We start from the raw sequence: 22,726 nt of genomic DNA on the forward strand, positions 1-22,726 counted from the left end.
ACGAGCGACGGGTGGTTCAGGCGCTTTAGCATGGACGTAAGTGAACCGTATTGATGCTCGTTTTATGGCTGAGGTGCGTTAATAAGCCCGTTTCCAGTCCGTTCCCTGCGACCAGCGGGTCGACCAGTGCTGCAGATAGCGTTGAGCAACGACTGGAACATCCCACACGACTAGCACGTTCTCTGAATTGACCCGATCGGCGGAGCGGGTGTAGTTAAAAGACCCGACTTCAATATTGCGGCCATCAGCAATGATGACTTTGTCATGCATAATTTTGTACTGCGACACTGTGCGAACCGGGATGCCGGCATTGACCAGAAGATTCATGGCCGCCAGACTCGCCTGGTTTTGCTTGCCGGTATTGGCTTTCCAGTCCAGAACCACTTTCACATCGACGCCACGCCGCTTTGCCCTGACAAGCGCGCCGGCGACTTCGGGTGAGGTAAAGGAATAGCCCATCAGCCGGATTTCCTGCTGTGCAGAATTAATAGTCTTCAGGACCAGCTGCAGAGCCGTTCCTTCCGGCGAATATCCCGTCTCGATGCTGTCGGCATACACAACCGGAAAAGGTGCAAACAAAGACAGGCTGATAAGCCCGGACAGACAACATCTGCGGAGCGTACGGTTCATTTTTTTCACAGTATTTCCTTAACGGGTGTTTAAGAAACGCCGGGAGCGGGGGAAACTGGCTTTTCCCCGTTCCCGGGGTTGGACAACGACGCCATGCGGAGGCGTCAGGATTTTGTGGTATGCCGAAACCAGTAGCAGACGGGTCCGTCGCCGGTATCTTGGACAGAGCCATAAACCATCCATCATGGGGTCAGTTTGGAGACAGGAAAAAATAATGGATATCTAGTAATTATTCTTCAAATCCAGAGTTAAAAATGTGCGGATTCATCACCTGAACCCGCACATTCAATCACGATTTTTTAAAACCTGGCTTACCGTTAGCAGCTCGCCATTCCTTTACGGTTTTAACAATTCCTTTCGCCGAAGAATCTTCGCCTACCTTAGGCTTGAAGATGAGGTTCCAACCAGCAGGATGCTCTGTTAGTTGGGCGAACGAATAAATAGCATCATCGTTCTCTTTGTCAGTTTGAAAATCAGCAGCGATTATTTTACTAACAAAAGCAGTAAATTCTTCTTCCGTAAAATCTGAAATTTTATTACCAGCCATTTTATTTTCCTTTATGTGTCTCAATATGATTTTTAGGTGTTAGCGCCTTAATGTTATCGACATCCATAACAGCCCCTCCTTGAGATATTTCTTTTTCGTGGTGTAATTCAATTTTAACACGTTTCCCTACTGATTCTAAAAAGTCCGCAGTAGGTGCCCTTCCAGCTTTCATCTGATTAATATCAGCTTCACTAAATTGCTTGCTTAGTGCAGAATCGTCAGCAACCGCTTTCCAGAACGCCCGACGGAAAGAATCAAAACTACCGAAAGTCTTCCCGCGTAATTTATCCGCAATCTGGGAAGGAACAGGAGCACCATCCCCGGTACTGGCCCCCCCCATCCAGTTATTGCCAACGTTCTGCCCTTTGCCGCTTACTGTACCGGGCATGTTACGAGGGCTACGGTACATCATATACAGCGGTTTTAGGCCGGACTCCGGTGGAAACACCAGAATAATATCTTCAAAATCGAGGTCATCCGCTACCGGCGTCACGGTTTTATCTGTAGCCTGTGGCGCCGAAATCTGATCACCGGTATGCAGAATACGCTCCGGTAGTGGTACCGGCCCGCTTAGCGTCAGTGGTCCGTTTGCACCAGGTGCGTCAGCCGGGCTGACAAAAATAGTTTGCGCCGGAACATCTGCGACAACGGGAAGAGTATAGCCCCAGTAGCCGGTTTCCTTATCCAGTACAGCACGAGCGACCTTCACGGCACCGGCAGTATTGGTTTTGACCAGCTGAACATCCAGAATGCCGCTATCATTCATAACCAGACGGCCACGAACCGGCATACTGACAGATGTTTTCTGATCTGCTGCTTTATTCAATGCCGCGGTATCAGGCAGACTAAACGCATCGCCAGGCATCATCGAACTGATATCCCGACCGGGCACCATATCACTACCGACGCCAACTGATTTCGATAACACAAGACCGGCAATGGTTAATGCTACCGGGTTAGCCACCACAGCGACACGTAACGTCGCCAGAGCCTCGCTGATGAAAGCTCCCAGGCTGGCCGCAGCATCAGCCGACAGAGTAAAACCTCCACGTGACGCAGTTGACCAGGTCAGAGGAATAGCAAAAGGTGCCGCTGTAGCCGGGATACCCCTGACAGCCTGAATCTCTGAAGATTTCAGTTTATCTGCGGCTGTACGACGGGCCAGCAGCGCTTTTGCTTTTTCGGCAATGGTTCTGGCCTCCTCAGCGGCTTTCGCTGCTGCATCAGCCTGTCGTTTTTTTCTGCCGCAGCGGCGGCTTGTTCTGCGGACGCTAATGCAACCTGGGCAGCCTGACGGCGCGTTTCTGCAGCATTATAGGCAGCTGATGCCTGCAGACTGGCCTGCTCAGCGGCCGTTGCCTGGCTGGCAAGACTGGAGGCAGCATTTCGTTTGTTCACCGCATCATTCTGCGCTGCATCAACCTGAGCTTTTGTGATCCCAGATGGATAGAACCGGTATCCCCAGTGGTCATGCTCTTTATTCGAACTGATAACCTCCCATTTTTGGGTACCGTATTGGCCGTTATTATTCAGCGTGAGGCCTTTAATGCTTTGCTGCAGATCCTGATATTTTTTCTCAGCCTGAGTTGCTACTGGTACGGCATCGATAGCTTCCTTTCGCTTATTCTTCGCTGTATTAAGGGCATTATCTGCCACTGTTTTCAGGCGTGATGCTTCAGCAGTCGCCTGATTCAGATTATTACGCGCATCAGGAACAGTTTGATGTTGACCTGCAGCAGCCGCAGCAGAAATCGCATTCTGACGTTCTTTTTCCGCAGCGGCGGATGCCGCTGCTGTTTTCGCTGCGAATGCTTTTGCAGCCTCTTCTGCTTGCTGTTTTTCCTTAGCTACCTTCTCCGCTCGTGCAGCTTTTTCTGCTTCTGATGGGCCTACAGCCACAAAAGCGCTGAATGCGGATCATCAGAAAGAAAAAAAAACGATTTGAGCTCTGATTCATAGCCCGATAGATTACTTAGTTCCCCCGAGTGCACGATAAAAAAGAGAGTATTTCTGATGCCATTACCTGAGCGAATGAAACCCGCACGGGTCACCCGTAAACAGATGAAAGAACTGGTCAGTCAGCTGAATGGCATTCTCGATCACATCGATAACGGGATGGACGAAAACAATGAAGAACTAAAACAGATGATGGCAGACTGGAATGCACAGGTCGTCATGCCCTGCGGGTTCTCTGATTTTCGTGATTTTTCATCCTGGACAAGTGCACTAGATTTCACCAGGATGGCGCTTAATCAGGAAAAATACCTTGATGACTTTACATGGACAGAACTGAACGACGTTATCAACTTTATACGCAAAGCAGAAGGTAGTGCATCTGACCACAGCTATGCACTCCAGTTACTGGAGATTAATTTCAGGGCAAACCCACTGGATCTCATCTATCACCCTGACTGCTGGTTCAATGATGAAGCATTGTTTCATGCTCGGCTGACTACCGAAGAAATTGGTGGCTACCTGATGAAAAAATCAGGTCGATGGCTCAACGATGCACCGGATATCCAGCTGGTGTATGCCATCCCCCAGGATGTTTATGATTAACCAAGTCACCATTTACCATAATCCCTTAATTGTACGCACCGCTAAAACGGCCTCAGGGCGTTTCTGACGGAAAACCGGTAAAACAGGCAACAAACCACCCGAAAACCCGCCAGAAACGCGCAGGCTCTGTTTTTACGGCATGCATGAGTATGCACGCAAGTGCATAGCGCGAAAATTCATGCCATTCAGCCAGGGTAAGTCCTGTTTCCGGCGTTCTTCTGATTCCGTTATAAATCTTTCCAGTCAGGTAATTTATTCACCTTTCGGCGCCACAGATGAAACAACGCCATCGTCAGGCCAAATAACACGCCGGCGATAAGACTGATTTTACAAGCGAACAGGGGGGACATCCCCTGGGCCCGCCACACCATCCAGTACATCCACAGCCCGTATCCGACGGAGAAAGAGGCTGTCATCACGCCAAAAACCTGCCAGAGCGGAGCAAACGGCAGAGGGGGAATCTTTATCCCCAGCCGCCACAGCAGGCGTATCAGAAGCGGTGCATAATTGCTTTTCCACATCTTACGGCTGGCCATTATCGCCAGCGCCTTTTGTTTCCGCGCTTCAAAATCCATTTCCTCTCCCCGATTGTATTCAGTCAGCAGACTGGCTCCGCATACGCTCCGTTCGCAGGAGTTCTTTCATCATGCGCTCACTGGCGTACTGCGCTTCCTCTGCGGTGACGGTCGCGACGGCATTCCCCTGCAGATCATAGCGGGAGGCCCCCACCTTCATCCGGGACAGATAGCCCGCAGACCGGGTCAGACTCTTCAGGCACTTGATCACCTGTTTATGCGACAGCGGCAGGTCGCGCTTCACAATATCGGCAAACAGCTGTTCGCGCATGCCCGTTACCAGCAGACGGGGGGAGTTTCCGTCGAACAGCTGTGGCCAGAAAGCCTTCAGCGTCATAATGGCCTGTTCCGGCGGCAGCAGGCGAAGATAACGCACCGGAGGTGGCGTCTTTACCGCTTTAACCGGCGCCGGCGCAGTGTTGCGCGCGGCGGCTTCGGCCACTTGTTTAACCTTCTCAAGTTTCGCTTTCTTTGCCTTCCAGGCCGGCGGGGACGAGACCACCACGACCTTCTTACGGCGCACCACACCAGGAGCAGGGGTCGCCTCTGCGGGGGTCGTACTGTTCTCCGCCGGTTTTCGTTTCAGGCTCAGTACAGGGCGTTTTTCTTCTGCCATAACAATTGCCTATCGTTCAGCTAATAAGAGCTACTATACCTGAACGACATCGCCCTTTCCTGCTCTTGGTTTCACATTGAGACGACAATACCCAGTACCGCCAGGTGCACCGCATAGAACATCACGAAGAACTGCCGCGGCCAGAAGCGTTTCACACGCTCTCCGGCAGATGAGCACACCATCAGCGTCAGCAGCGCAATCGCCAGCCCGGCCACTGATTCACTCACGTCATTCATATTCATCAGCAACACCATGAGGGCCCACAGCACACCGTATCCCAGCCGTTCCGGTGCATGCTGTGCGCGACAAAGCAGCCAGCTGGCGGTGAGCATACCCACTCCGGCCATGCCGTAGCTGGCGGTTGACAGGGGTATCCAGGCGACCAGCAGTCCAGCCGCCGGGAGGGTGTAATACCAGGACGGCTGGCTGACCCACCGCAGGACCTGGCCCGTGACGGCAAAGGCAAACAGAATATTCCCGGTATACCACGGGTACCCGATGAGCATAAACGACACCTGGGCAACCAGCGCCCAGACCCACAGGCTGTTGAGCTGCGACTGGCGTATTTCCGCGTGCCGTGCCAGATTCATTCCCCATGCCAGACCGAACAGCGGAAAACAGCCCCGTCCCAGAAGCCGCATTATCTCGTTATTGTGTGCCAGCAGTAACCCGGCATGGTCGGTGACCATCAGGACCAGGGCCACCGTTTTAATCATATCCGTCTGACCCGGTGTCCAGGTCAGTAATGCCTGCAGCCAGCGGTCAGCGGCTCTGAAACCCATTGTGTGTGCTGTCATCTCTGTATCCTTCTCTCTTTTTTCCGCACCCCGGCAGGGTGTCCGGTGTTAACCGGAGGCCCTGCCGGGGCAGACAAGCCGCAGGCGCGTCAGTCGCCCCCGAGGGTTTTCTCGCGGTTCAGGTCACGCACCATGTCCCGCTCCACAGCCTGCAAACGCTCACGCTGCAGAGTTTCTGAGGCCACCTGCTGAATCGCCGCCTCCTGGCGCCGGAACTGAGGATCATCCGGTAGCGTCGTTTTCTCCGTACCCGGCCGGTCACGCTCCAGTCCGCGAATGACGTCCCCGATAACCTCTTTCACCCGGTCCGCCGGCTCGCCGGCTTTACGCGCCTCCCCGGCCACTTCCCGGGCAGTCTGTTCCGCCTGTTTTTCCATTTCGCGGCGCTGCTGTTCTTCTGCCGCCCGCTGCGCCAGAACCTCTGGCGGGAGGATAATGTCAGCCCCGGCCTGCGGTACCGGACCCACCGGCGCCGGATCAGCCCATACCCGCCCGCCGGTCATGGCCCCGGGGTTCCAGGGGCGGTCATCACCGGCCAGCCGCACCACCACCCCGGTATCGGGATTGTCGCGGGCCATTCTGACGCCCTCCCCCATATTCCCGGCCAGCAGGCTTTCTCCGTTGCGGCTGTTCTGCAGCGCCACGAACCGGGCGTCTTCATTGCCCATAATTCGTCCCTCTCCGCCGATAGCCTCCAGCCGTCCGTCCCGATCGGTCAGCGGGCTGAGCCAGATACCGGCGGCTTTCCCGTTTTTATCAAATGCCGGCAGCGCCACATGCGGCTGAGGGTACTTTTTCCCCGGAGAAATGAATTTTCCTGGTGAACTTCCCTGTGCCAGACCGGACTGCTGCAGGGCTGCCCGGCCCGCGGCGGTTTCATCCAGTGGCCTTGCCCGCCCGAACAGCAGATCGGCTGTTTTCACCGCCCGGTCGTTACGGGGTTCAAGAATATCGTGCGCCGTCGCTTTCTCAGGTGAATTCTTGATGGCCTTTATCCAGCCCTCACGGTTGTCGGTGTAGACCTGAACATGCTGTTTCATGCGGGATAAAGCCACATAGGCAGACTCAAAGCTGGCCATCTGTTCCCGGCCACCGGCCACCCCTTCCAGCGCGATGGCATACGGCTCGCTGGCCCCCTGGGCGCCGTGGGCGGTGATGGCGTAGGCGAGGTCGATATGCTGCTGTGCCTGCTCCGCCTTCGGGGTCAGCGTACGGGTGATTTTGCCATCAGACAGCGTGACACTGTCACCCGAAACAGACTGCACTTCCCAGATACTGTTGGCCACATAGCCGCGCTCCGGGTCACTTTTGCTGAAGCGCATTCGGTCCCCCTGAGACACGGTGATCTTTTCCTGACGATAGAGCGTGACGCCTTCTGCCGATGCCTCCCGGGGTGAGATAAATCGCTCCTTTCCTTCACTGTCTGTCAGGGTGATCAGCTGATTATCCTTATCCACTTTGCTGATACGGTGGTATACGTTATCAACCAGCGCCACCGCCTCCTTGTGAGCCGTCCAGGTCGACAGTTTGCGCAGTTCACCGTCACGGATGTTACTCGTGACCAGCACCGGCAGGGTGATTTCCTCTTTGCCGGTTTCCCCGTTCTCCCGCCGTGCGTCATGGATCAGACTGTTCAGCGCCCGCCGGTCCTTATTCAGATGGGTGATCACCAGAGTCTGCGACTGTGCCTCCGGGGTCCGTCCGGTATAGTCCTTCACCAGCGCCTCGTAGAGCGTCGCGGGCTGACCTTCCGGCAGGGTTTTCCCCTCGCTCAGTGCCTTTTCTATCTCCTTTTCCTGCTTCTGTGTGAATTCCACCACAGAACTGCCCGGCGCCCAGGCGCCTTCTTTTCTCGGCACCTGCTCCGGCGTGACCTGCTCAATGGTGGTCAGGGCGCGGTGCACATCCCGCTCAATCAGGCTGTAGACCGCCGGTCGCAGCTCAGGTACCTGGCGCACAATCTCTTTCATGATGGCAACGTCGGCGGCGCTGCGCTGCTGCGTCAGCCTGAACGGCTGGCCCGACGCGATGGGCGGCAGCTGGTCGGTATCCCCGCTGGGCACCGCCCGTCCACCGCCGGCGGCGATGAGGGAGTGGGCTTTTGCCATATCGGCCAGCCCCACCATCGAGCTCTCGTCGAGCAGGAACAGGGTGTTGCTGAAATCGGGTGTCTGCCCATTGCGCTGCAGCAGCTGCGTGTCGTGGAGGAACGACGCCGTCGTGCGCGCATCCACGCCGGCACTCTGCATTTCCCCGACCGCGCGATGCGTCGGCGCCAGACCGATGACGCGCGGGCGGGTCTCTTCCGGCAGCAGACTGATGGCACTCATGACTGCCCGGAACTGGGTGGTTTTCCCCACCCCGGCATACCCCTGAACCACCGTGAACCGGTCCGTGCTCTCCAGAATCATCCGGGTCGCCGCCCGCTGTCCGGCGGTCAGTTCCGTCATCAGACTGTCCGGCACGCGGTCCATCAGGGGGGCCACCGCGTCTTTACCTTCCAGCACCCGGGTCAGGATGCTTTTCTCGGCGTCCCAGGCCTGACGGGATATCAGCAGGTCATTGCCACGCCCGGGTGCCACCGGTACATTCAGCAACTGCCCCGACCTGATTTGTGCCTGGATGGTCGTGTCGATGTCCGCCATCGAAACCTTCCCGCCCCCGGTTTCCATTGCCGTCGCCAGCAGCTGGGGCCGGGAGAAGGTCAGGTCCTGGCTCTCAAGCAGCGGGATGGCCAGGTGAATGGCCTGTTCTGCCGGGGTATGCAGCCCGGCCTTCTGCTGCGCAATGGCCGCATCCAGATCCGTCTCGCCGGATCGGGACTTCAGCTGCTCTGAGACCACGCTAAACGCGGTATGCCGCGACAGCTTCTCCGTCGTGCGCGCCGCATCCTGCGCCGAGTACAACCGGAGGTGACTTCCGCTCTGTGCCAGCTGGTTGAGGGTGGCGTTATCCAGCTCACGCTGCGTCACCGACGCAAAGACCGTTGCCGTCTCGCTAACCGACCTGCCGGGACTTTCCACCCAGCCGTGGCCGACTTTAATACCGTCAAACACGCCCGCACCCACGGCCAGGGTCTGCGTGGTTTTCTGCCCCGGCCGCTGTACCGTCAGCTGCCCGTCCTCCACGTTCATCACTGTGACGCTCTCCCCGCCCTTAAGGCGTGTGTCCGGTATCTTCCCGAGCACCGCCAGACGTTCCCCCTCTGCCACCGGCAGTGTATCTGCCCGGAACAGCGTCCACTGGCTGTCGACCGCGGAAACCTTCAGATCAAGACGGTCCCCTTCCCGGTCTTTCAGGGTCAGCATATTGCTGCTCGCGGTCACCCGGTCAATGACAAAGCGATCGTGCGTCCGGGTCTCCGGATCCCAGCGTTCCATCACCATCCCCTCCCGGTAATAATCCCGCACGCCCCGGCTTTTGCTGTCCAGCCACACCGGCGTCAGGGCTGTAATGGTCGTGTCTTTCTCACCCAGCACCCCCTCCTGTCTGAGGGAGTCTCGGATGAGGCCGTTGAGTACGCTCTGTTCACGCGTCCCGCTGATTTGGGCCACGCTTTCCTGCCCTTCACGCACGCTGACGGCAAACTCCTGTGCCAGCCGGCTGTAGCGTGCTCCTTTATCCGGTTCACTGATGATGTCGGCGGTGGTCTGATGGCCACCCTGCCAGCGATACGTATTCACGCCGCTGTCCTTCAGCACCGTCAGCGCGCTGCCGGTCCCGCTGCGCTTCCCGCTGTCGGAGAGCAGGACCTGCACGTTATGGCGCATCGCGCCATCAAGCAGGGAAATCGTTTCCTTCAGGCTCAGCTTCTCCGCCTGATCCACGATGAGTGTTCCGCCCGGAATAAACGCCGTCCCGTCCTGCAGGGCGGATTTACCGGTCACCGTTTCCCCGGCCAGACGCACATCACCGGCGAGAAAATCTCGTGAACGGTTATCGGCCGCCAGGATATGGACGTCACGCCCCTGCTCCCGGGCCATCAGGGTTAACTCGGCCACCCGCTCCCGCTGGCCGGTTGCACCGCCCTGACCGGAAACGATACCTATGACCGGGCGATCCTGCGCCAGCACGCTGACGGCATCGCTGAAAGGGACCTGGCGCACCACAGACGCATCGGGCGTGACAGAGACATGATTCTGGCGCTGCACCTCCTGACTCAGGGCTTTGACGGCGAGTTCATCGAGAACGTGGATGTTTGAGGTGAACAGGCCTTTCTCGCGATCGAGAGGGATAAGCTGCTCCCGTTCAATGGCGGCATCGATGCCCTTTCTCGCCAGCTCAAAGACACCGTCCTTCGCCTCCAGCTGGCCGACCGTGCGTGCCAGCAGGTCGGCATACGTGAACTGCACCTTGCGGTCGCTGAGACCGGCAATCGCTTTCGTCACCACATCCGTGATATCCGGACCGTCAGTGTTCACCGGCGCGGCAGGTGCACGGGCCAGCTCTGCGGCCCGCGCATCGGCGGCCTCACGGTACCCCCGGATGTCAAACCCGGTCTCCTTCAGCGTGTTCATCCACTCCACCATCTTCTCTGCCGGATCGATGGCTTCTTTCGACTTGCGGGTATCGAGCGCGGCCACATCCCGGGACTTCAGGGAGGCATCGGGTCCTGCAGCCTCCCGGAGCTCCTGACTGCGCGTGGAAAACGACTCAACCGGCACGCCCTCCATCTCCCACATGCCATTCTTACCCGCATCCACTGTCTTGTAACCCATAGACTCAACATCGGCCCTGAGAGAGTTCTGGTATATCTTTCCGAATGCGATGCGGTTGGCCAGTATGGTTTCGGAAAACCCGGTTTTACCGACGGTATCGCTGGCCAGCGTCTGCCATTTATCGCCGTTCTGTGTCGCATTGATAACCACGCTGTGCGTGTGTATCTGTGGGTCCTGAGCGCGCGATGTATCGTGGTTAAAGCGGGCAATAATCAGATTCCCGGTCAGGACCGTTTCAGAAACGCCATCTCTCTTTACCCGTGTGGAGGCAAGGGACTCCACCTGGTTAAGAGCCACTGTCACCGCGCGATTATGAGCATCGATAAGACGCTTATCGCCGCCCAGCATAGCCAGCATCGATACACTTTTGGGGGCCGAGAAGGTCAGATCGTAACCGGGCCGGTGTTTATTCACGCCATCCTGTATCCGGGTCAGGTCGCTGCCATCAGGTAGTTTTCCCTGCAGAAGCTCCGTGAAGACCTGCTTGTCCACCTTTCCTTCAAGACCAAGCGCTTCCGCGCCTTTACCCTGCCAGCGCTCGTCCATACTCCCGATAACGTAGTAATTATCCTTGTCCGTATAGTAATTAATGGCGTTAAACTTTTTAGCCTGTTTACCACTCCAGCGGAATTCACGCAGACCGTAGTCGATATCATTGCCGACCAGTTTGCTGGAGACCAGATGAAAACTGACCGGGACGCCCCGGGGAAGTTTGCTGCGCAGTAAATGCTCCAGTGTGGCGACGATACTTTTATCCGCACCGGGTAAAGGACGCGCCTCAAACATAAAACCGACGGTTTTGTTATTAATAAACAGACCGGTCGCGGAATCATAATCCTTATAGGGCAGAATACGGCTGAACTGGGGGAAATTCATGCTGCCCAGCGTGTCATTGGCTTTTGCAGATTCGTCGGGCAGCTTCAGTGCTGATACCAGTGAATTCACAGTCTGGGTGACGGCATCGATGATGTTATTACTCATGCAGGCGTTCCTTTAAGAGCATTTCAAAATAACAAGGGTAATAAATGGCAAGAAGAATATTCACAGCCGCACTAGAAACTCCTCCTTATAATGGAAAGCACAGGAATGAAAAACAATAAACACATGGAGGCGATAATCTGACCCATAAAGATCGAATCCAACAACACCTCCCCTTGCCACAAACAAATAAGCAGAGTGATAAATAATAAAACCACATGAAAGAAAACAATCAGGAACAGAATGTTCGCTGAGAATTCGCCATCACCAACTTCCACCTCTAAGCAGAAAAAATAAAATACACACAAACTACAGATAATATAGACGCCTTCATGTCGAATACCCTGAAGGAAATCAGCAGAAAAGTCTCCTGCCAGTCCATTGTAAGTCAGTCTGGCTCCCAGATAGATGAGCCAGTAGACTGGAGGGGTAAACAAAAATCCATACTTTCGAAGAAACAGCATCATATCCATCCCCTGATTATTTGCTCATATCGTTCAGTGCGTTAAGTTGTTTTTCACGTACTGCTTTAATCTCTTTTTTATCCTTGCATTCTGATGCCATCTTTTTTGCGTCACCAAAAGTTAATGTCGCTGACGAAGTCACATTATTAGTTTGAAGAGCCATCCGAAAAGCCTCACCCGCACAAGGCGCATCATGAATAATACTTTGCAGTTGTTCTGGAGTGGCGGGCTGCATATCGCGAAAATCTTCATACTGAACAAAAAAACATCCAGCTGAAGCAAAAAAAAGAAGAACCCAAAAAATACCATATAGCAGATCAAAACGTTTCAATTCTTGCCTTTCTTTTTCATCGGCCTTTCTTATTAAATCCCGAGAGCGCTCTTCAATTTCTTGTTGTCTTTCCATTGTTCCATCCCTACCGGTCAATCCAGTTTATTAATCAGCATTTCATTTTGAGTTAGCTTTATATAATTCCCACTGATGGATATAGGAATAATACTGCCCACCAGGCACATTAATGATGATGCCATCACAGTCCAGTTTATTAACAGGGCTGGTAAAAGCGCCTGTCGGCATGTTTACCTCAAGTGTCCGGCAGTCATCTTTCCAGTGTCTACCTGCTTCAAGTTCATCCATCGAAAATGAGTGAATGGAGATAACGAACATCCCGGAAAACCCAACCACCGCTATAAGCGCACAGTATATGAATGTATCGCCTCTGTTAACTCGAAGATTGAATTTTTCAGGGATGGCAACCATTGCCAGCGCACCGACCAAACCAATAACAAAAAGAATCAGGCATATACCGTTAAGCCATGCAACGTTATGTCCAAGTATATAGTACGCTTTCACTTTCTTATTCCTTATGCTGCATACTTTCAAATAACGTGAGATTGTTAACACTGACCACCGGTCTTACTATTCACCCGCCCCCATCCGATCAAAGTAATAAATCAAGACATAAAACATATAAAAGATCACTGTGGCTGAAAAAAATCCCGTTATTACTGATAGCGTCAAATCAGGAGAACCGGCCCACATATTTTTATCCATGAATACCATTAAAGAAAATAAAGCACTGAGACCTGTAAGCCCAAACAACATTAAAATATAGGCAAGCGCATCTCTTATAAAAACACCAATAATTACATAGCCGTAACCGCAGATAATGATTGCCATTGCAAAAAAAAGTCGAACAAAACCATCAAAACTTAACTGGTATTCAGCCATTTACCCACCCTCACTCAATGTTTCTATCACGCTGCTCAAAGGCTCGCGGGTTTTAATTTCAATGCACTCTCCTGTATTACTTCCGTAACCTCTGCCACCACGTGCTTCGAGTACCCGTAGCATTTTTATGCAGACATCTGTATTAGGCATGGGAGTAATATCCCAAATTCCACCACCACTACTCGGCGTCATCAGCACCAGAAAAATAAAGGCATGCATACTTTATTGCCTCTGTTTATATATTAACGAATGAATATTTCTTTCATTGCCTCTGCGATAGTTGTTTGCTTATCGCCCCTTATCGCTCTGTCATAATCAGCCTTGCTGACATTTTCAATAACATCACCACACTGAAGTCTATTTTGCGCTGGAGAGAAAACCCTTTATCAATATTAGTCTCAAGCAACCGGCAGTCATTTTTCCAGTGATGAGAAAGAACTTCGGGCACTGTATTACTGTCACTAGAAAAAAGCAGGCGATAACCTGTCAATAAAAACACCAGCGCCATCGTCCATTTGAATAATTCATCCATAACGTTACTTACCTTCCGTACTAAGTTTATTAATCTCTGCCTTATCTCTGTATCTCACATCCATATACCGTGTTACGCCATCCGGGCAAGACCAGGCATCTTTTGCTTTAGCCAGAAACCCTGCCTGCTGCGCTTCAAATGCGGAGACTCTGCAATTTCTAAGCGTATAAATGATATTTTCTTTCCTGTTTATAATTTGTTTATATGTTGACTCAGGATCAAGAACTCCTGTTGCTGTAGTAATCATACTCACCATACACAGTATCACACTGAGGGTTTTACCCCACCAGGATGTGATTACTCTCTGAAAAAAGGAAGACACGATTACGGCAGAACCAACAATAAGAATCAACATAAAAATATATGACGAATCTTCGCGCAAAAGCAGCCATAGATATTTCATTGAGTCAGTCATTTTTCAAATTCTTTCATTTTTCGTTATCGACGTTCATTTCACACGCTACCGCCCATCCCTTTCAACGCAGAGGGCACTCGTTATAATTCAGAAATGGAACACTACTGCAGCGCCAGCAATGGCGCTGTGAATCAATTAAGGCGAGGCTGTCCCCACGCCGATGGTTTTACGACAAAAAGAACCGTTGCCGGCTGGTGATATACATCATCTGAATCCACATACGGCGCTATCCACAATGACGTTGTCTCCTCCCCTTTTCTTAATGGCCGGGGATAATTACCTGGCGGTGTTGACGGTGACGTAAACGTTGACGCCACTACTGGTAAAGACATTTTCACTACCGGCAAAGACTGGAGCCTTTTCTCGGTTTCGAAATATATTGCCTCATTCTTTGCCGTTGGATTATTTAGGTACACTGCACGTGCTCGTTCTCTCTCCGCTGCCACTCTGGCCCGGTTCAGGTTGGGTTGAGGCGGCAACGGGAACGAATTAACTGACGTGGTTCTGAAATTACCCTCAGCCAGTTGTGGCAACCCGGCCGCAGCCGGCTTTGCATCACTGCGTACCTCCTTCAGCTTCGCTTTTTCATTTGCCTGCTCCATCGTCATACAGGTATCCGACGTCGTGGCATTACATTGAAATTCGGTCTCTGTGCCCGCACACCCGGTTAAGAGCAAAGCGCTGCCCAGAGGAATTAACAGCATTAATTCCTTCATGATATTTCTCGCTATTTATCGGTTATTTCTTCAGGTTCATCCTGATTTGGGTATTTTCCTTAATCGCCCGAACAAATTTATCCCCTTCATCCGGACTCATTTCATAGTAAACACGCTTAATCTGGCTGACATCAGATCGGGCTAGAATCAGCCCTGAAGAACCCGAACCAGCCTCTCCGACGACAACACCGTTTTTCCGTATGATCACCCTGCGGACAGGAGTCCGACGGAAAACCACAGCGATCCCGGTAAACACCACCGCCATCAGCAGCCAGAGCCAGAGAATATTATGCGTATAGCTCTGGTCGATATATGCTGCATACCCTGCCGCATCCGTACTGACGGTGGTGCAGTCTTCCTGTAAAACCGGAGGCAGTGGAGCGTTCACCGCATCACCATTAAGTTCTTTCGGCCCCGTGCAGTCCTGAATGACATATCCCTACTGCTGCACAGACTCTACGGTTTTCACCAGCGTCTGGCCGAACGTGTACGGTCCCGTCAGGAACACCAGAACAACCAGTAACATCATCATGGCCAGCGGATACACCACCGCACACTTAACCAGCCAGTGAGCCCAGCGCAGTGCTGACAGAACAGCAGTAATGAGAGACTTAGCCATTATTTTCCCCCTGCGGCGCTGCGCCCGGAGAGAACTCACGCGGATCAAGTTTGCCCAGCTTCTTCAGCATCTCGTCAGTATTGAATCCGTTCATACCGCCGCCTGACTGATGATGTGCATCAGCCTGCGGTGCCGGCTCCGCCTCCTGATTCTGAGCCTGCTGTTGCCCGTTCTTTTCCGCTTCCAGTTCTTCAATCGTTTTCAGCTGGAATCCATCCTGGAACACGACGGTCACTTCGTTGCCGGCACCAATCGGAATGATCGGGTGATACTGCTCGGCCCTTTTGATGTAGTACTCGCTCAGCGTCTGCGCAGCTTTAGATGCACCACCGCCGACCCCCATTTTCAGAACGTCACCGGCGCCAACAGTTGCGGTTGCCCCCAGGCCAACAGCCGGCTGTGAAGCCCGTTCCATGCCCTGACCAATCCCGTCAACAAAACCGGCCCCCCATGCCCAGCCGAGGATTTTTCCGTTACGCATCACCACCTCTCCCTTAACCCCGTTTTTCCCCATAAAGGAAACGTGGCCGTTAATGGGCTGATCGATGGTTTTATCACCTTTGATACAGCTGATATTGCGGGTACGGACAATGGCGCGTTCGCTGGAGACATCTCCCCAGGCCTCAAGGCCCACAAAACACCCTGTCAGGTCGTAGGTTTTGCTGTTTGGCATTTCCACGCGACCGGTGATACGCAACTGCATCGGTACAGTTGATTCATTCCCGGTAACAGACGCGTTGGCATCTGCCCCCTCGATAAGCATACTTTTTGCAAAGCTCCCCGACGGAATGTACGGCAATGACTTCGTTTTTTTTCCTTTGTCGTAACTGAACGTTTTACGCTGTATCTGGTTTGGTACCGGTACAGACTGGTAGCTGACCTGCGGCGGCGGTGTCATACCATTCCCCGGATAGAATGCCGTCGGAGGCGGTACCGCGGCGCCGGTTTGCGGCGGATAACTGGCTGGCTGCGGCTCCCCTTCCGGACCGGGTGGCGGTGACGGAGGAGTCGGCGCGGGCTCGCCACCAGAGACAGCCGGTTTCACGCCCAGCGCCTTCAGCTGATTCTGCATGGCTTCATTGTCACTGCTGAGCTTGTCGATACGTATCTGGTCAGCGGTTCGCGCCTTACTCAGTAGGTCCACTTCCCCCTGCAGGGAGTCAAAACGCTTGTTGAGATCAGCGGCAGTCGCCTGCATTTCTGTTGTCGCGTGCTGCTCCACCTTACTGTTGAAGCTGCTGTCGACCACCCCGGTCATATCCGGTGCGGGTTCGCCCTGAGCCGGGGCTTCCTCATCAGAGCTCATGTTCAGATCTGACAGATACAGCCCGCCTCCGACGGCTGCCGCGCCGCCCGCCAGAATGAGTCCCAGCCAGATATATTGCTTACGTTTGATCAGCGTGTTGAAGTTGGCCATCAGCGCTTCACTCCTTCATCTGACGTCGTGACCCAGATCTGCATGCGACCACCGGCAGTCAGCAGGCCCGCCGGGGTACTGAACATGACGGCACGTGTTCCGGGCTGCCAGAAATCGCTTTCACGCACCATACGGGCCGACAGGGAGACATTGTCCAGACTGTAACGGACAACTTTCAGGTGATGACCGACCCAGACCCGATCGGCAGTGGCGCGCAGACCAGCCGGCACCTGCAGTACTTCAGAAGTGACGGGGACAGACTGATACTCACCGGGTACGCTGCCCTGACGCACGGCGCGATTCAGCGAAACCAGTAACGATTCATAGGGGTTCGACTCTTCCCAGGCTTTTGCCGGACCGGGGGTACCCGCCAGCTCGCTGACCAGCTGAATTGTCCGGCCTGAGCCCGCACGGGGCACGGCACGAATGGAGAAGTTCAGCCCGCGTTCGGTTTCCACAATGAAGGTGAATGGTTTTTTACTGACGGTCGCCAGAATGGCGCCGCCGCTGTCGGTCTGCTCCTGATTTGTCAGGCCGCCGTCCAGGCTGTTTATCGCCGTGATGCGATCGCCAGGTACTGTGAACAGATTCGGATCGGTGTTACTCACGGCAATATTTGCCTGACCGCCATTGGTCAGGGGAACCACTGTCGGCTCCAGCGTACCGCTGAGGGTCGCGGACATCGCAGGGGCGACCAACAGCAGACAGCCTGAAATAAATAACGGGTTAATTTTTTTCATTATTTATTTCTCCAAAACGCGCCAGCCAGCTGACACCATCGACACGACTGAACTGAATGACATAACTTTTAATTTCACTGTAGGGTTTGGAATCCCCAATCCACGTTTTCAGCTCACCCCGGATATCCACGCGGTTCTCTGCCGGCCAGGCACGCATCGACGTCATATAAAAGGTGGAATTAACGTTATTGTCTTTAATGCGTTTCGCATCTTCAGCCAGATGGACCTTGAGGCTGTTCTGCGAGGCAGGTAATACATACCGGAGTAGCTGCTGATGCTGGGCATCAACCGTTTCCGGCGTGACATTCAGACGCAGGGCAACAAAGGACAGGCCCAGCTGCTCAATATAAGAGGCGTCAGCCTGGTTCTGAGACACCGCAAAGGGTGCACGGAATAACATCGGTGTCACCGCCACTTTCTGTTCCGTCTGCAGACGGTAATTATTTATGCCTTGGATAATATTGGTTGCAAGACTGAGGGTCAGGAGTGTCCCCAGACTGATAAATCCCACAGCGATAACGCGGGTGGTATTTTGTCTGGCACCATGTTCCATATGTTATTTCCCCGTTGATTTATTTAATCCACTGCCGGAAACAGGAGTCCGGAACATCATGAAAGAAACCTTTAAGAAGGGAGGTTGGCAGATACCAGTAAATCAGGTCGCGTAGCCAGGAACTGCCCCGCCCTTTTTTCAGTTTCTTGATACCCCAGAAAACCAGTACCGCTGAAGCTATGCCAAAAATGAACTTGCTGGTCCAGAAACCCCAGCCGAGACAAATCACGGCCGGGATAAGTTCATCGAGATATAAGCCAAACCAGCGGGACTGGTTAGTCAGTGTTTCCGGGAAACGGTATCGCTTTAATTCGTCTCCCGTCATCACGTGCTTCCTGTCAGTAACCGGCGACCGACATACCGATGGTTATAAAGGTGGAAATAATCGCGAAGCCAAACAGGAACTTCACGTTTTTGGTCATCATGTACATGATGCCACCGGCGACGACTTCTGCCAGAACAACCCATTTGACTACGCTGGATTGCTTACCAAACGTGCCTTTAACGGTCGCATCCCCGGACTTCATCAGGTCGGTTGCCGTGGTGGTGGCCATCGCAGCATCCGGGAAGAACGCCGCCACAGCAGCAACCGGCAGCGCAACTTTAGCGACTTTCAGGGCTTTCTTTTTATTGAAAACGCGGGACATAAAAGACGGTTTGGTTTTTTCAGAGACAGCAGAGCCCTGAACACTTAATACAGCATTCATATTTATTTCCTTTAAAAAGAATGGTTGATATATAAAACAGATTTTTGACTATGATGTTAAATCACTCTTCCTTTTCACCTCCTGGTACGGCTAGTTCCGAGTTATAAAAGTCCGGAAAACGTTCTAGATGATCTTTCAGTCTCAAATAAGCTTCAGCTGTTTTACTTCTTCTGCTTCTGTCTTTTGCTTTGATGAGTCGACGATTAGTTTCTTCATCTAATTTTAAAAGCACATTTTTTCCAGGCGCAGGTCGTGCGTTGCTCCTAATCGCTCTTTCCAATCGACCTCCAAAGTAAGATTACCAACCTTTAATAAATCTTACATTGGAGGATTTAAAAGTAAACAAACTAAGGAGAAATCTTGAGTAAATTATTTTCACAAATCAAAAGTACCGACGGTACTATTGATTTAACAAAAAATTAACACCATCGTTTAATATCGAAACCACATTCGATATAAACTTTCCATAACTTAGAGTATAGATCGATGACATTATGATATAGTCACGATTATCAAAGCTCAGTTCCTTTTTTATTTTACTAACTGTATTTTTTGAGGTTTGCACCCCAACACCTGTAATCTTCGAAATAGATGCATGAGAAAACCCAACCGCATACAGATTAAAGATAGCCCAGTCAGACTTTGCTGAACGCTGAATTCTTTCGATATATCTTTGCATCTTTATAGAAAAGTCATTGTATTCCATTGAAGGATGAGGCATCGGTTCATCTTCATTTATAAAAACCCATTTACTGTATGTATCTTCATTAATCGAGAACGTTTCAATAAAAACAGTCCAAAGTGAACCTGCCAACCAAATATTTTTAACAAGTACAGCAGAACCTTCTGAAAACGATTTCAGTTCTGACTGCATCAGTTCCAGTTTGATCTCCAGGGAGAGATCCAGAAACCAGCTTCCAGGTGCTCTGGGTGTATCAAATGCTCCAGTTCCACCAGATGTTAAGAAAATTTTGTCAAAGGTTGGGCTGGTGTGAATTACTTCGCCCCGGGAATCACGAATAAAAGCAGGGCAAGATGAAATATTAAGCATCTCGCGCATAGAATGAATGGAATCTGTTTGACTGCGCACAGCAATATGACTACGATCCTTCGCACACATAGGCGCCTCCTGGAAAGGACACTATGGATAGTTGACGTTCGGGGGGACTAGCCCCGGACGTCAACGCTTCAACAAATTTTATTACAACCCTGTAAGTATTCTATATTCCTTATTCTTCCATGTCACTTTTTAAAGCTAGATCATTATTCTTTTTTTACTACTGAATTAATTACAAACCACCATAAACACACACCAGTTCTTACTCTTCTTCCTGCTCGGGGAAGAAGTGAGAAATAACATCTTTTGCATCTTCTCGAATGTTACTCACCATGCTGCGGAACTCGAATCGTTCATCACCTGTAACATGAGGGCTTAGAGAGCCAATAGCCAAAAGTTTGGATACGGTAAACTGAGTCTTCATGACATTCTCAAGCAAAATCTTATTAAACTCAGTTTGGTTAAACCCTGAATCTTTTCTTTCCATTTGAGCCTCATAAACCCTAAGCCCTAATTCAAGGAGCATCGAAGCGACACTTGAAAAACTGACATCCTTTTCCTTTGCCCCTTCAGCCCTTCGCTTTTCCACTATTGCATTAATTTTCTCTGCAACTTCATCACTAGCATAAGCTTGTACCCTGGCCATATCGGTTCCTTTATTAAAAACAGCATCAAGCAAGTTATTATGGCGAGAAGATAACGCGAGTTTACCTTCTTTACAACTCTAAACTTAAGTCTAGAGTCTAAGAAAGTTGCATTACGAGTCACATGGCGACTTAAGTCTAGAGTTAAGTCGCTTTAAATATATGATTATAAAAGAGTGAGTCATAAACGAGTCGCTATAGACTTACCGACGACTTACTACTGACTCGCCGGCAACTCACATATATATAAAGAAAAATAACATAATGTAATATAACTACAGTTAAGCCACTGAAGCTAAAGTGAAATCTGCAAAATTTTAATTTTGCGTAGTGTGTGGTCATTTTGTGGTGAGGAGTGCATATATGTTGAGTCTCGGTCTTGGATGGGTTAAGGTTATTCCGGGATTTGGCACGGAGGGGAATTCATGAAGGGAGCAGCGTTTGGTATCATCCTGTCTTTAATACCATTGTCATCAATGGCAGCAGACTGCTTTGATATGGCTGGCAGGGATTACAAAATTGATCCGGATCTCCTGCGTGCTATATCATGGCAAGAATCACGATTTAAAATTGATGCGATTGGTCGTAATCCTGTTACGGGTTATGGATCAGGCTTGATGCAAATTGACTCGCAGCATTTCAACGAACTGTCGCGATATGGAATAAAACCGGATCATCTTCTTAGCGATGCTTGTCTTAACATCTACACCGGAGCCTATTATCTGGCTCAGGCGTTTAAAAAGTGGGGCGTTTCGTGGGATGCAGTCGGGGCATACAATGCAGGCTTCAAAAAGACCCCGCGCCAGGCAGCAAGACGTTACGAGTATGCGAAGAAGATCCATTACTACTACACGGCTATCAAAGCAAGCAAACGAACTTCTTCTAAAGATCAGAAAATCGCCATGAACTAAAAAGCCTTCTGATATAAGAAGGCTTGAATTTCTTAAAAATCTACGGCATCTATACCTGGATAATAATCGGCATCACTATCAAAATGAAAAAGCAGATACCCGCCCTCCCGGTGCATTAGTATGAGATTTTTGCGTAAAAATTTTGACACCCCACCTCTTTTTAGCGCCAGAAGATGGCGTTTGAAATCATACATCCTTATAACACAACCATAAGGTGTATCATGTATCCACTCTAAGTAACTATCGCAAGTTAGATAATTGGTTGTTGATGAAAGCACCTGAAGAACTCTGATATCACCTTCTTCCATATGTGAAATACTGATACAGACAGCTTTAAATTCAAACATAAGTATTCCCACCATCAAAACGCCGGACAGCTGCCCGGCGCTTATAATTAGCCTTTAAGAGTGCGGAATTTCTCCGCAATTAACCACAATGCCTTATTGAGTTTGACATCACCATCAATTGCTTTTACTGGCCGGGTTGTTGTTCTTTTCCCTTTTTCAGTTCGGCCAGGCAAACCGCCTTTAATCAGATTTTCCTGGACCCTTTGATATGTAGTCCAGATGTCATCTTTTTTATCTTCATAACGGCGCGGATGAATTATCTGTTCAATACTGACCGGAGATTTATTTTCATCTTCATATCGGTAGGTTAATGCAGCTTGTCCAAACAGACGCTGTTCTTCCTTGGTTAAGGTAATAGACTTCATGACATCAACGCCTTCAGTTATTTTATCGAAAATTCCCAAAACTTCGTAAGCACCTTCGATAACCCTTCCCACAATATCACCTTTATGAGGTACACGAATCTCACCAAACGACGTACCGCACACAAGGCCATTTGTGCATACAAAACGGAACATACCCGGGATCATTTGATAACTGGACGATCCATCATGCGAGTTAAGAAGAATGATTTCGGGTACTTCTGTTCCTTTATTGGCCCCTTCACGGCGAAGTCTTACCATATGCTTAGTATGCCCCCGTTTATCCTCATCCCTTACTCGTGACTGACAGGCAAAAAATGGCTGGAAACCTTCTTCACGTAATTTATCCAGCAGTGTAATGGTTGGAATATAGGTATAGCGATCACTACGTGAATTATGCTTTTCTTCTGAAAACACAGAAGGTACAACCTTGACCAATTCATCGTTAGTCAGTGGGCGTTCCTGACGAATGGAATGAGTAAGTCCAAATCGGGATGCTAAACGCATATTATTCTCCTTCACCTGTTTAATTTTTTAACCATCACCCGTTGAGTTGCCGGGGCCGCGGTTTTGACTTTGTGCGGGGACCTG

25 protein-coding genes and 4 pseudogenes are annotated in these 22,726 nt (G+C 51.2%); 2 read left to right on the plus strand and 27 right to left on the minus strand.

Features of this window, described 5'->3' with window-relative positions:
* Nucleotides 1-78: 78 nt before the first annotated feature.
* From ABLU87_RS22285 to ABLU87_RS22300, 4 genes and pseudogenes are all read right to left on the minus strand, one after another.
* Nucleotides 79-630, minus strand: a complete 552-nt coding sequence (locus tag ABLU87_RS22285) for a phospholipase D family protein (RefSeq protein WP_013213996.1) — start codon at nt 628-630, stop codon at nt 79-81.
* 104 nt (nt 631-734) lie between these two features.
* Nucleotides 735-814, minus strand: a pseudogene (locus ABLU87_RS22290) (hypothetical protein); the annotation flags it as partial.
* Between the two features lie 105 nt (nt 815-919).
* A complete protein-coding gene (locus ABLU87_RS22295) occupies nt 920-1,177 on the minus strand; it encodes a bacteriocin immunity protein (protein WP_023317515.1) in 258 nt (85 codons plus the stop codon).
* Between the two features lies 1 nt (nt 1,178).
* A pseudogene (locus tag ABLU87_RS22300) lies at nt 1,179-3,076 on the minus strand (S-type pyocin domain-containing protein).
* Nucleotides 3,077-3,190: 114 nt separating this feature from the next.
* On the opposite strand from ABLU87_RS22300, the gene ABLU87_RS22305 reads away from it, so the two are divergent.
* Nucleotides 3,191-3,736 carry a hypothetical protein gene (locus ABLU87_RS22305; RefSeq protein ID WP_023317517.1) on the plus strand — a complete coding sequence of 182 codons (546 nt, stop codon included), beginning with the start codon at nt 3,191-3,193 and terminating at the stop codon, nt 3,734-3,736.
* A 227-nt stretch (nt 3,737-3,963) separates the two neighbouring features.
* Here ABLU87_RS22305 and ABLU87_RS22310 read toward each other — a convergent pair whose 3' ends face one another.
* The 21 genes and pseudogenes from ABLU87_RS22310 to traM form a co-directional block, all read right to left on the minus strand.
* Complete coding sequence (locus tag ABLU87_RS22310) at nt 3,964-4,311, minus strand: DUF6404 family protein (protein ID WP_023317518.1); 348 nt, start codon at nt 4,309-4,311, stop codon at nt 3,964-3,966.
* Between the two features lie 19 nt (nt 4,312-4,330).
* Nucleotides 4,331-4,927, minus strand: coding sequence for a fertility inhibition protein FinO (locus ABLU87_RS22315; RefSeq protein ID WP_023317519.1), 597 nt, complete (start codon nt 4,925-4,927; stop codon nt 4,331-4,333).
* A gap of 71 nt (nt 4,928-4,998) precedes the next feature.
* Nucleotides 4,999-5,724: a type-F conjugative transfer system pilin acetylase TraX gene (gene traX, locus ABLU87_RS22320; protein ID WP_023317520.1), complete on the minus strand. Its 726-nt coding sequence runs from the start codon at nt 5,722-5,724 to the stop codon at nt 4,999-5,001.
* Nucleotides 5,725-5,813: 89 nt separating this feature from the next.
* Complete coding sequence (gene traI, locus ABLU87_RS22325) at nt 5,814-11,423, minus strand: conjugative transfer relaxase/helicase TraI (protein ID WP_227633963.1); 5,610 nt, start codon at nt 11,421-11,423, stop codon at nt 5,814-5,816.
* Between the two features lie 71 nt (nt 11,424-11,494).
* Nucleotides 11,495-11,893, minus strand: coding sequence for a hypothetical protein (locus ABLU87_RS22330; protein ID WP_023158008.1), 399 nt, complete (start codon nt 11,891-11,893; stop codon nt 11,495-11,497).
* A 7-nt stretch (nt 11,894-11,900) separates the two neighbouring features.
* Nucleotides 11,901-12,290, minus strand: a complete 390-nt coding sequence (locus ABLU87_RS22335) for a hypothetical protein (protein WP_023158009.1) — start codon at nt 12,288-12,290, stop codon at nt 11,901-11,903.
* 42 nt (nt 12,291-12,332) lie between these two features.
* Nucleotides 12,333-12,737: a hypothetical protein gene (locus tag ABLU87_RS22340; protein ID WP_016831042.1), complete on the minus strand. Its 405-nt coding sequence runs from the start codon at nt 12,735-12,737 to the stop codon at nt 12,333-12,335.
* Nucleotides 12,738-12,803: 66 nt separating this feature from the next.
* Complete coding sequence (locus ABLU87_RS22345) at nt 12,804-13,115, minus strand: hypothetical protein (RefSeq protein WP_014386200.1); 312 nt, start codon at nt 13,113-13,115, stop codon at nt 12,804-12,806.
* Nucleotides 13,116-13,334 carry a hypothetical protein gene (locus ABLU87_RS22350; protein ID WP_014386199.1) on the minus strand — a complete coding sequence of 73 codons (219 nt, stop codon included), beginning with the start codon at nt 13,332-13,334 and terminating at the stop codon, nt 13,116-13,118. It abuts the gene before it with no gap.
* 23 nt (nt 13,335-13,357) lie between these two features.
* Nucleotides 13,358-13,647, minus strand: a pseudogene (locus tag ABLU87_RS22355) (hypothetical protein).
* A gap of 4 nt (nt 13,648-13,651) precedes the next feature.
* Nucleotides 13,652-14,062: a hypothetical protein gene (locus ABLU87_RS22360; RefSeq protein WP_016831039.1), complete on the minus strand. Its 411-nt coding sequence runs from the start codon at nt 14,060-14,062 to the stop codon at nt 13,652-13,654.
* 131 nt (nt 14,063-14,193) lie between these two features.
* The gene (traV, locus tag ABLU87_RS22365; RefSeq protein WP_014386196.1) at nt 14,194-14,778 is read right to left on the minus strand and encodes a type IV conjugative transfer system lipoprotein TraV; all 585 of its coding nucleotides are present in this window, start codon (nt 14,776-14,778) and stop codon (nt 14,194-14,196) included.
* Nucleotides 14,779-14,800: 22 nt separating this feature from the next.
* Nucleotides 14,801-15,397 (minus strand): annotated as a pseudogene (gene traP, locus ABLU87_RS22370) (conjugal transfer pilus-stabilizing protein TraP).
* Complete coding sequence (gene traB, locus ABLU87_RS22375) at nt 15,390-16,814, minus strand: F-type conjugal transfer pilus assembly protein TraB (RefSeq protein ID WP_023158013.1); 1,425 nt, start codon at nt 16,812-16,814, stop codon at nt 15,390-15,392. Before traB ends, traP begins: the two are co-directional and overlap by 8 nt.
* Nucleotides 16,814-17,554 carry a type-F conjugative transfer system secretin TraK gene (gene traK, locus ABLU87_RS22380; protein ID WP_014386193.1) on the minus strand — a complete coding sequence of 247 codons (741 nt, stop codon included), beginning with the start codon at nt 17,552-17,554 and terminating at the stop codon, nt 16,814-16,816. The genes traB and traK overlap by 1 nt, the downstream gene beginning before the upstream one ends.
* Nucleotides 17,541-18,107 carry a type IV conjugative transfer system protein TraE gene (gene traE / locus ABLU87_RS22385; RefSeq protein WP_016831035.1) on the minus strand — a complete coding sequence of 189 codons (567 nt, stop codon included), beginning with the start codon at nt 18,105-18,107 and terminating at the stop codon, nt 17,541-17,543. Before traE ends, traK begins: the two co-directional genes overlap by 14 nt.
* A gap of 19 nt (nt 18,108-18,126) precedes the next feature.
* Complete coding sequence (gene traL, locus ABLU87_RS22390) at nt 18,127-18,432, minus strand: type IV conjugative transfer system protein TraL (RefSeq protein WP_004144424.1); 306 nt, start codon at nt 18,430-18,432, stop codon at nt 18,127-18,129.
* Between the two features lie 13 nt (nt 18,433-18,445).
* Complete coding sequence (gene traA / locus ABLU87_RS22395; protein ID WP_004194426.1) at nt 18,446-18,814, minus strand: type IV conjugative transfer system pilin TraA; 369 nt, start codon at nt 18,812-18,814, stop codon at nt 18,446-18,448.
* Nucleotides 18,815-18,875: 61 nt separating this feature from the next.
* Nucleotides 18,876-19,082 (minus strand): TraY domain-containing protein, encoded by a 207-nt coding sequence (locus tag ABLU87_RS22400; protein ID WP_171773970.1) that lies wholly within the window; start codon nt 19,080-19,082, stop codon nt 18,876-18,878.
* 132 nt (nt 19,083-19,214) lie between these two features.
* Complete coding sequence (locus tag ABLU87_RS22405; protein ID WP_016831034.1) at nt 19,215-19,934, minus strand: conjugal transfer protein TrbJ; 720 nt, start codon at nt 19,932-19,934, stop codon at nt 19,215-19,217.
* Between the two features lie 199 nt (nt 19,935-20,133).
* A complete protein-coding gene (gene traM / locus ABLU87_RS22410; protein WP_072145360.1) occupies nt 20,134-20,550 on the minus strand; it encodes a conjugal transfer relaxosome DNA-binding protein TraM in 417 nt (138 codons plus the stop codon).
* A 390-nt stretch (nt 20,551-20,940) separates the two neighbouring features.
* Between traM and ABLU87_RS22415 the strand changes: the two genes are divergently transcribed.
* Nucleotides 20,941-21,426 carry a transglycosylase SLT domain-containing protein gene (locus tag ABLU87_RS22415; RefSeq protein WP_004178063.1) on the plus strand — a complete coding sequence of 162 codons (486 nt, stop codon included), beginning with the start codon at nt 20,941-20,943 and terminating at the stop codon, nt 21,424-21,426.
* Between the two features lie 32 nt (nt 21,427-21,458).
* On the opposite strand, the gene ABLU87_RS22420 is transcribed toward ABLU87_RS22415, so the two are convergent.
* Together ABLU87_RS22420 and ABLU87_RS22425 are read right to left on the minus strand one after the other, a co-directional pair.
* On the minus strand, nt 21,459-21,788 hold the full coding sequence (locus ABLU87_RS22420; protein ID WP_011977736.1) for a DUF5983 family protein: 330 nt from the start codon (nt 21,786-21,788) through the stop codon (nt 21,459-21,461).
* Between the two features lie 32 nt (nt 21,789-21,820).
* Entirely contained in the window at nt 21,821-22,642 is an 822-nt protein-coding gene (locus ABLU87_RS22425) for a DUF932 domain-containing protein (RefSeq protein WP_004182076.1), read from the minus strand.
* Nucleotides 22,643-22,726: the final 84 nt, after the last annotated feature.

The organism is Klebsiella sp. CB_Kp196, assembly GCF_040061575.1.
In the GTDB taxonomy this organism is placed as follows: Bacteria; Pseudomonadota; Gammaproteobacteria; order Enterobacterales; family Enterobacteriaceae; genus Klebsiella; species Klebsiella michiganensis.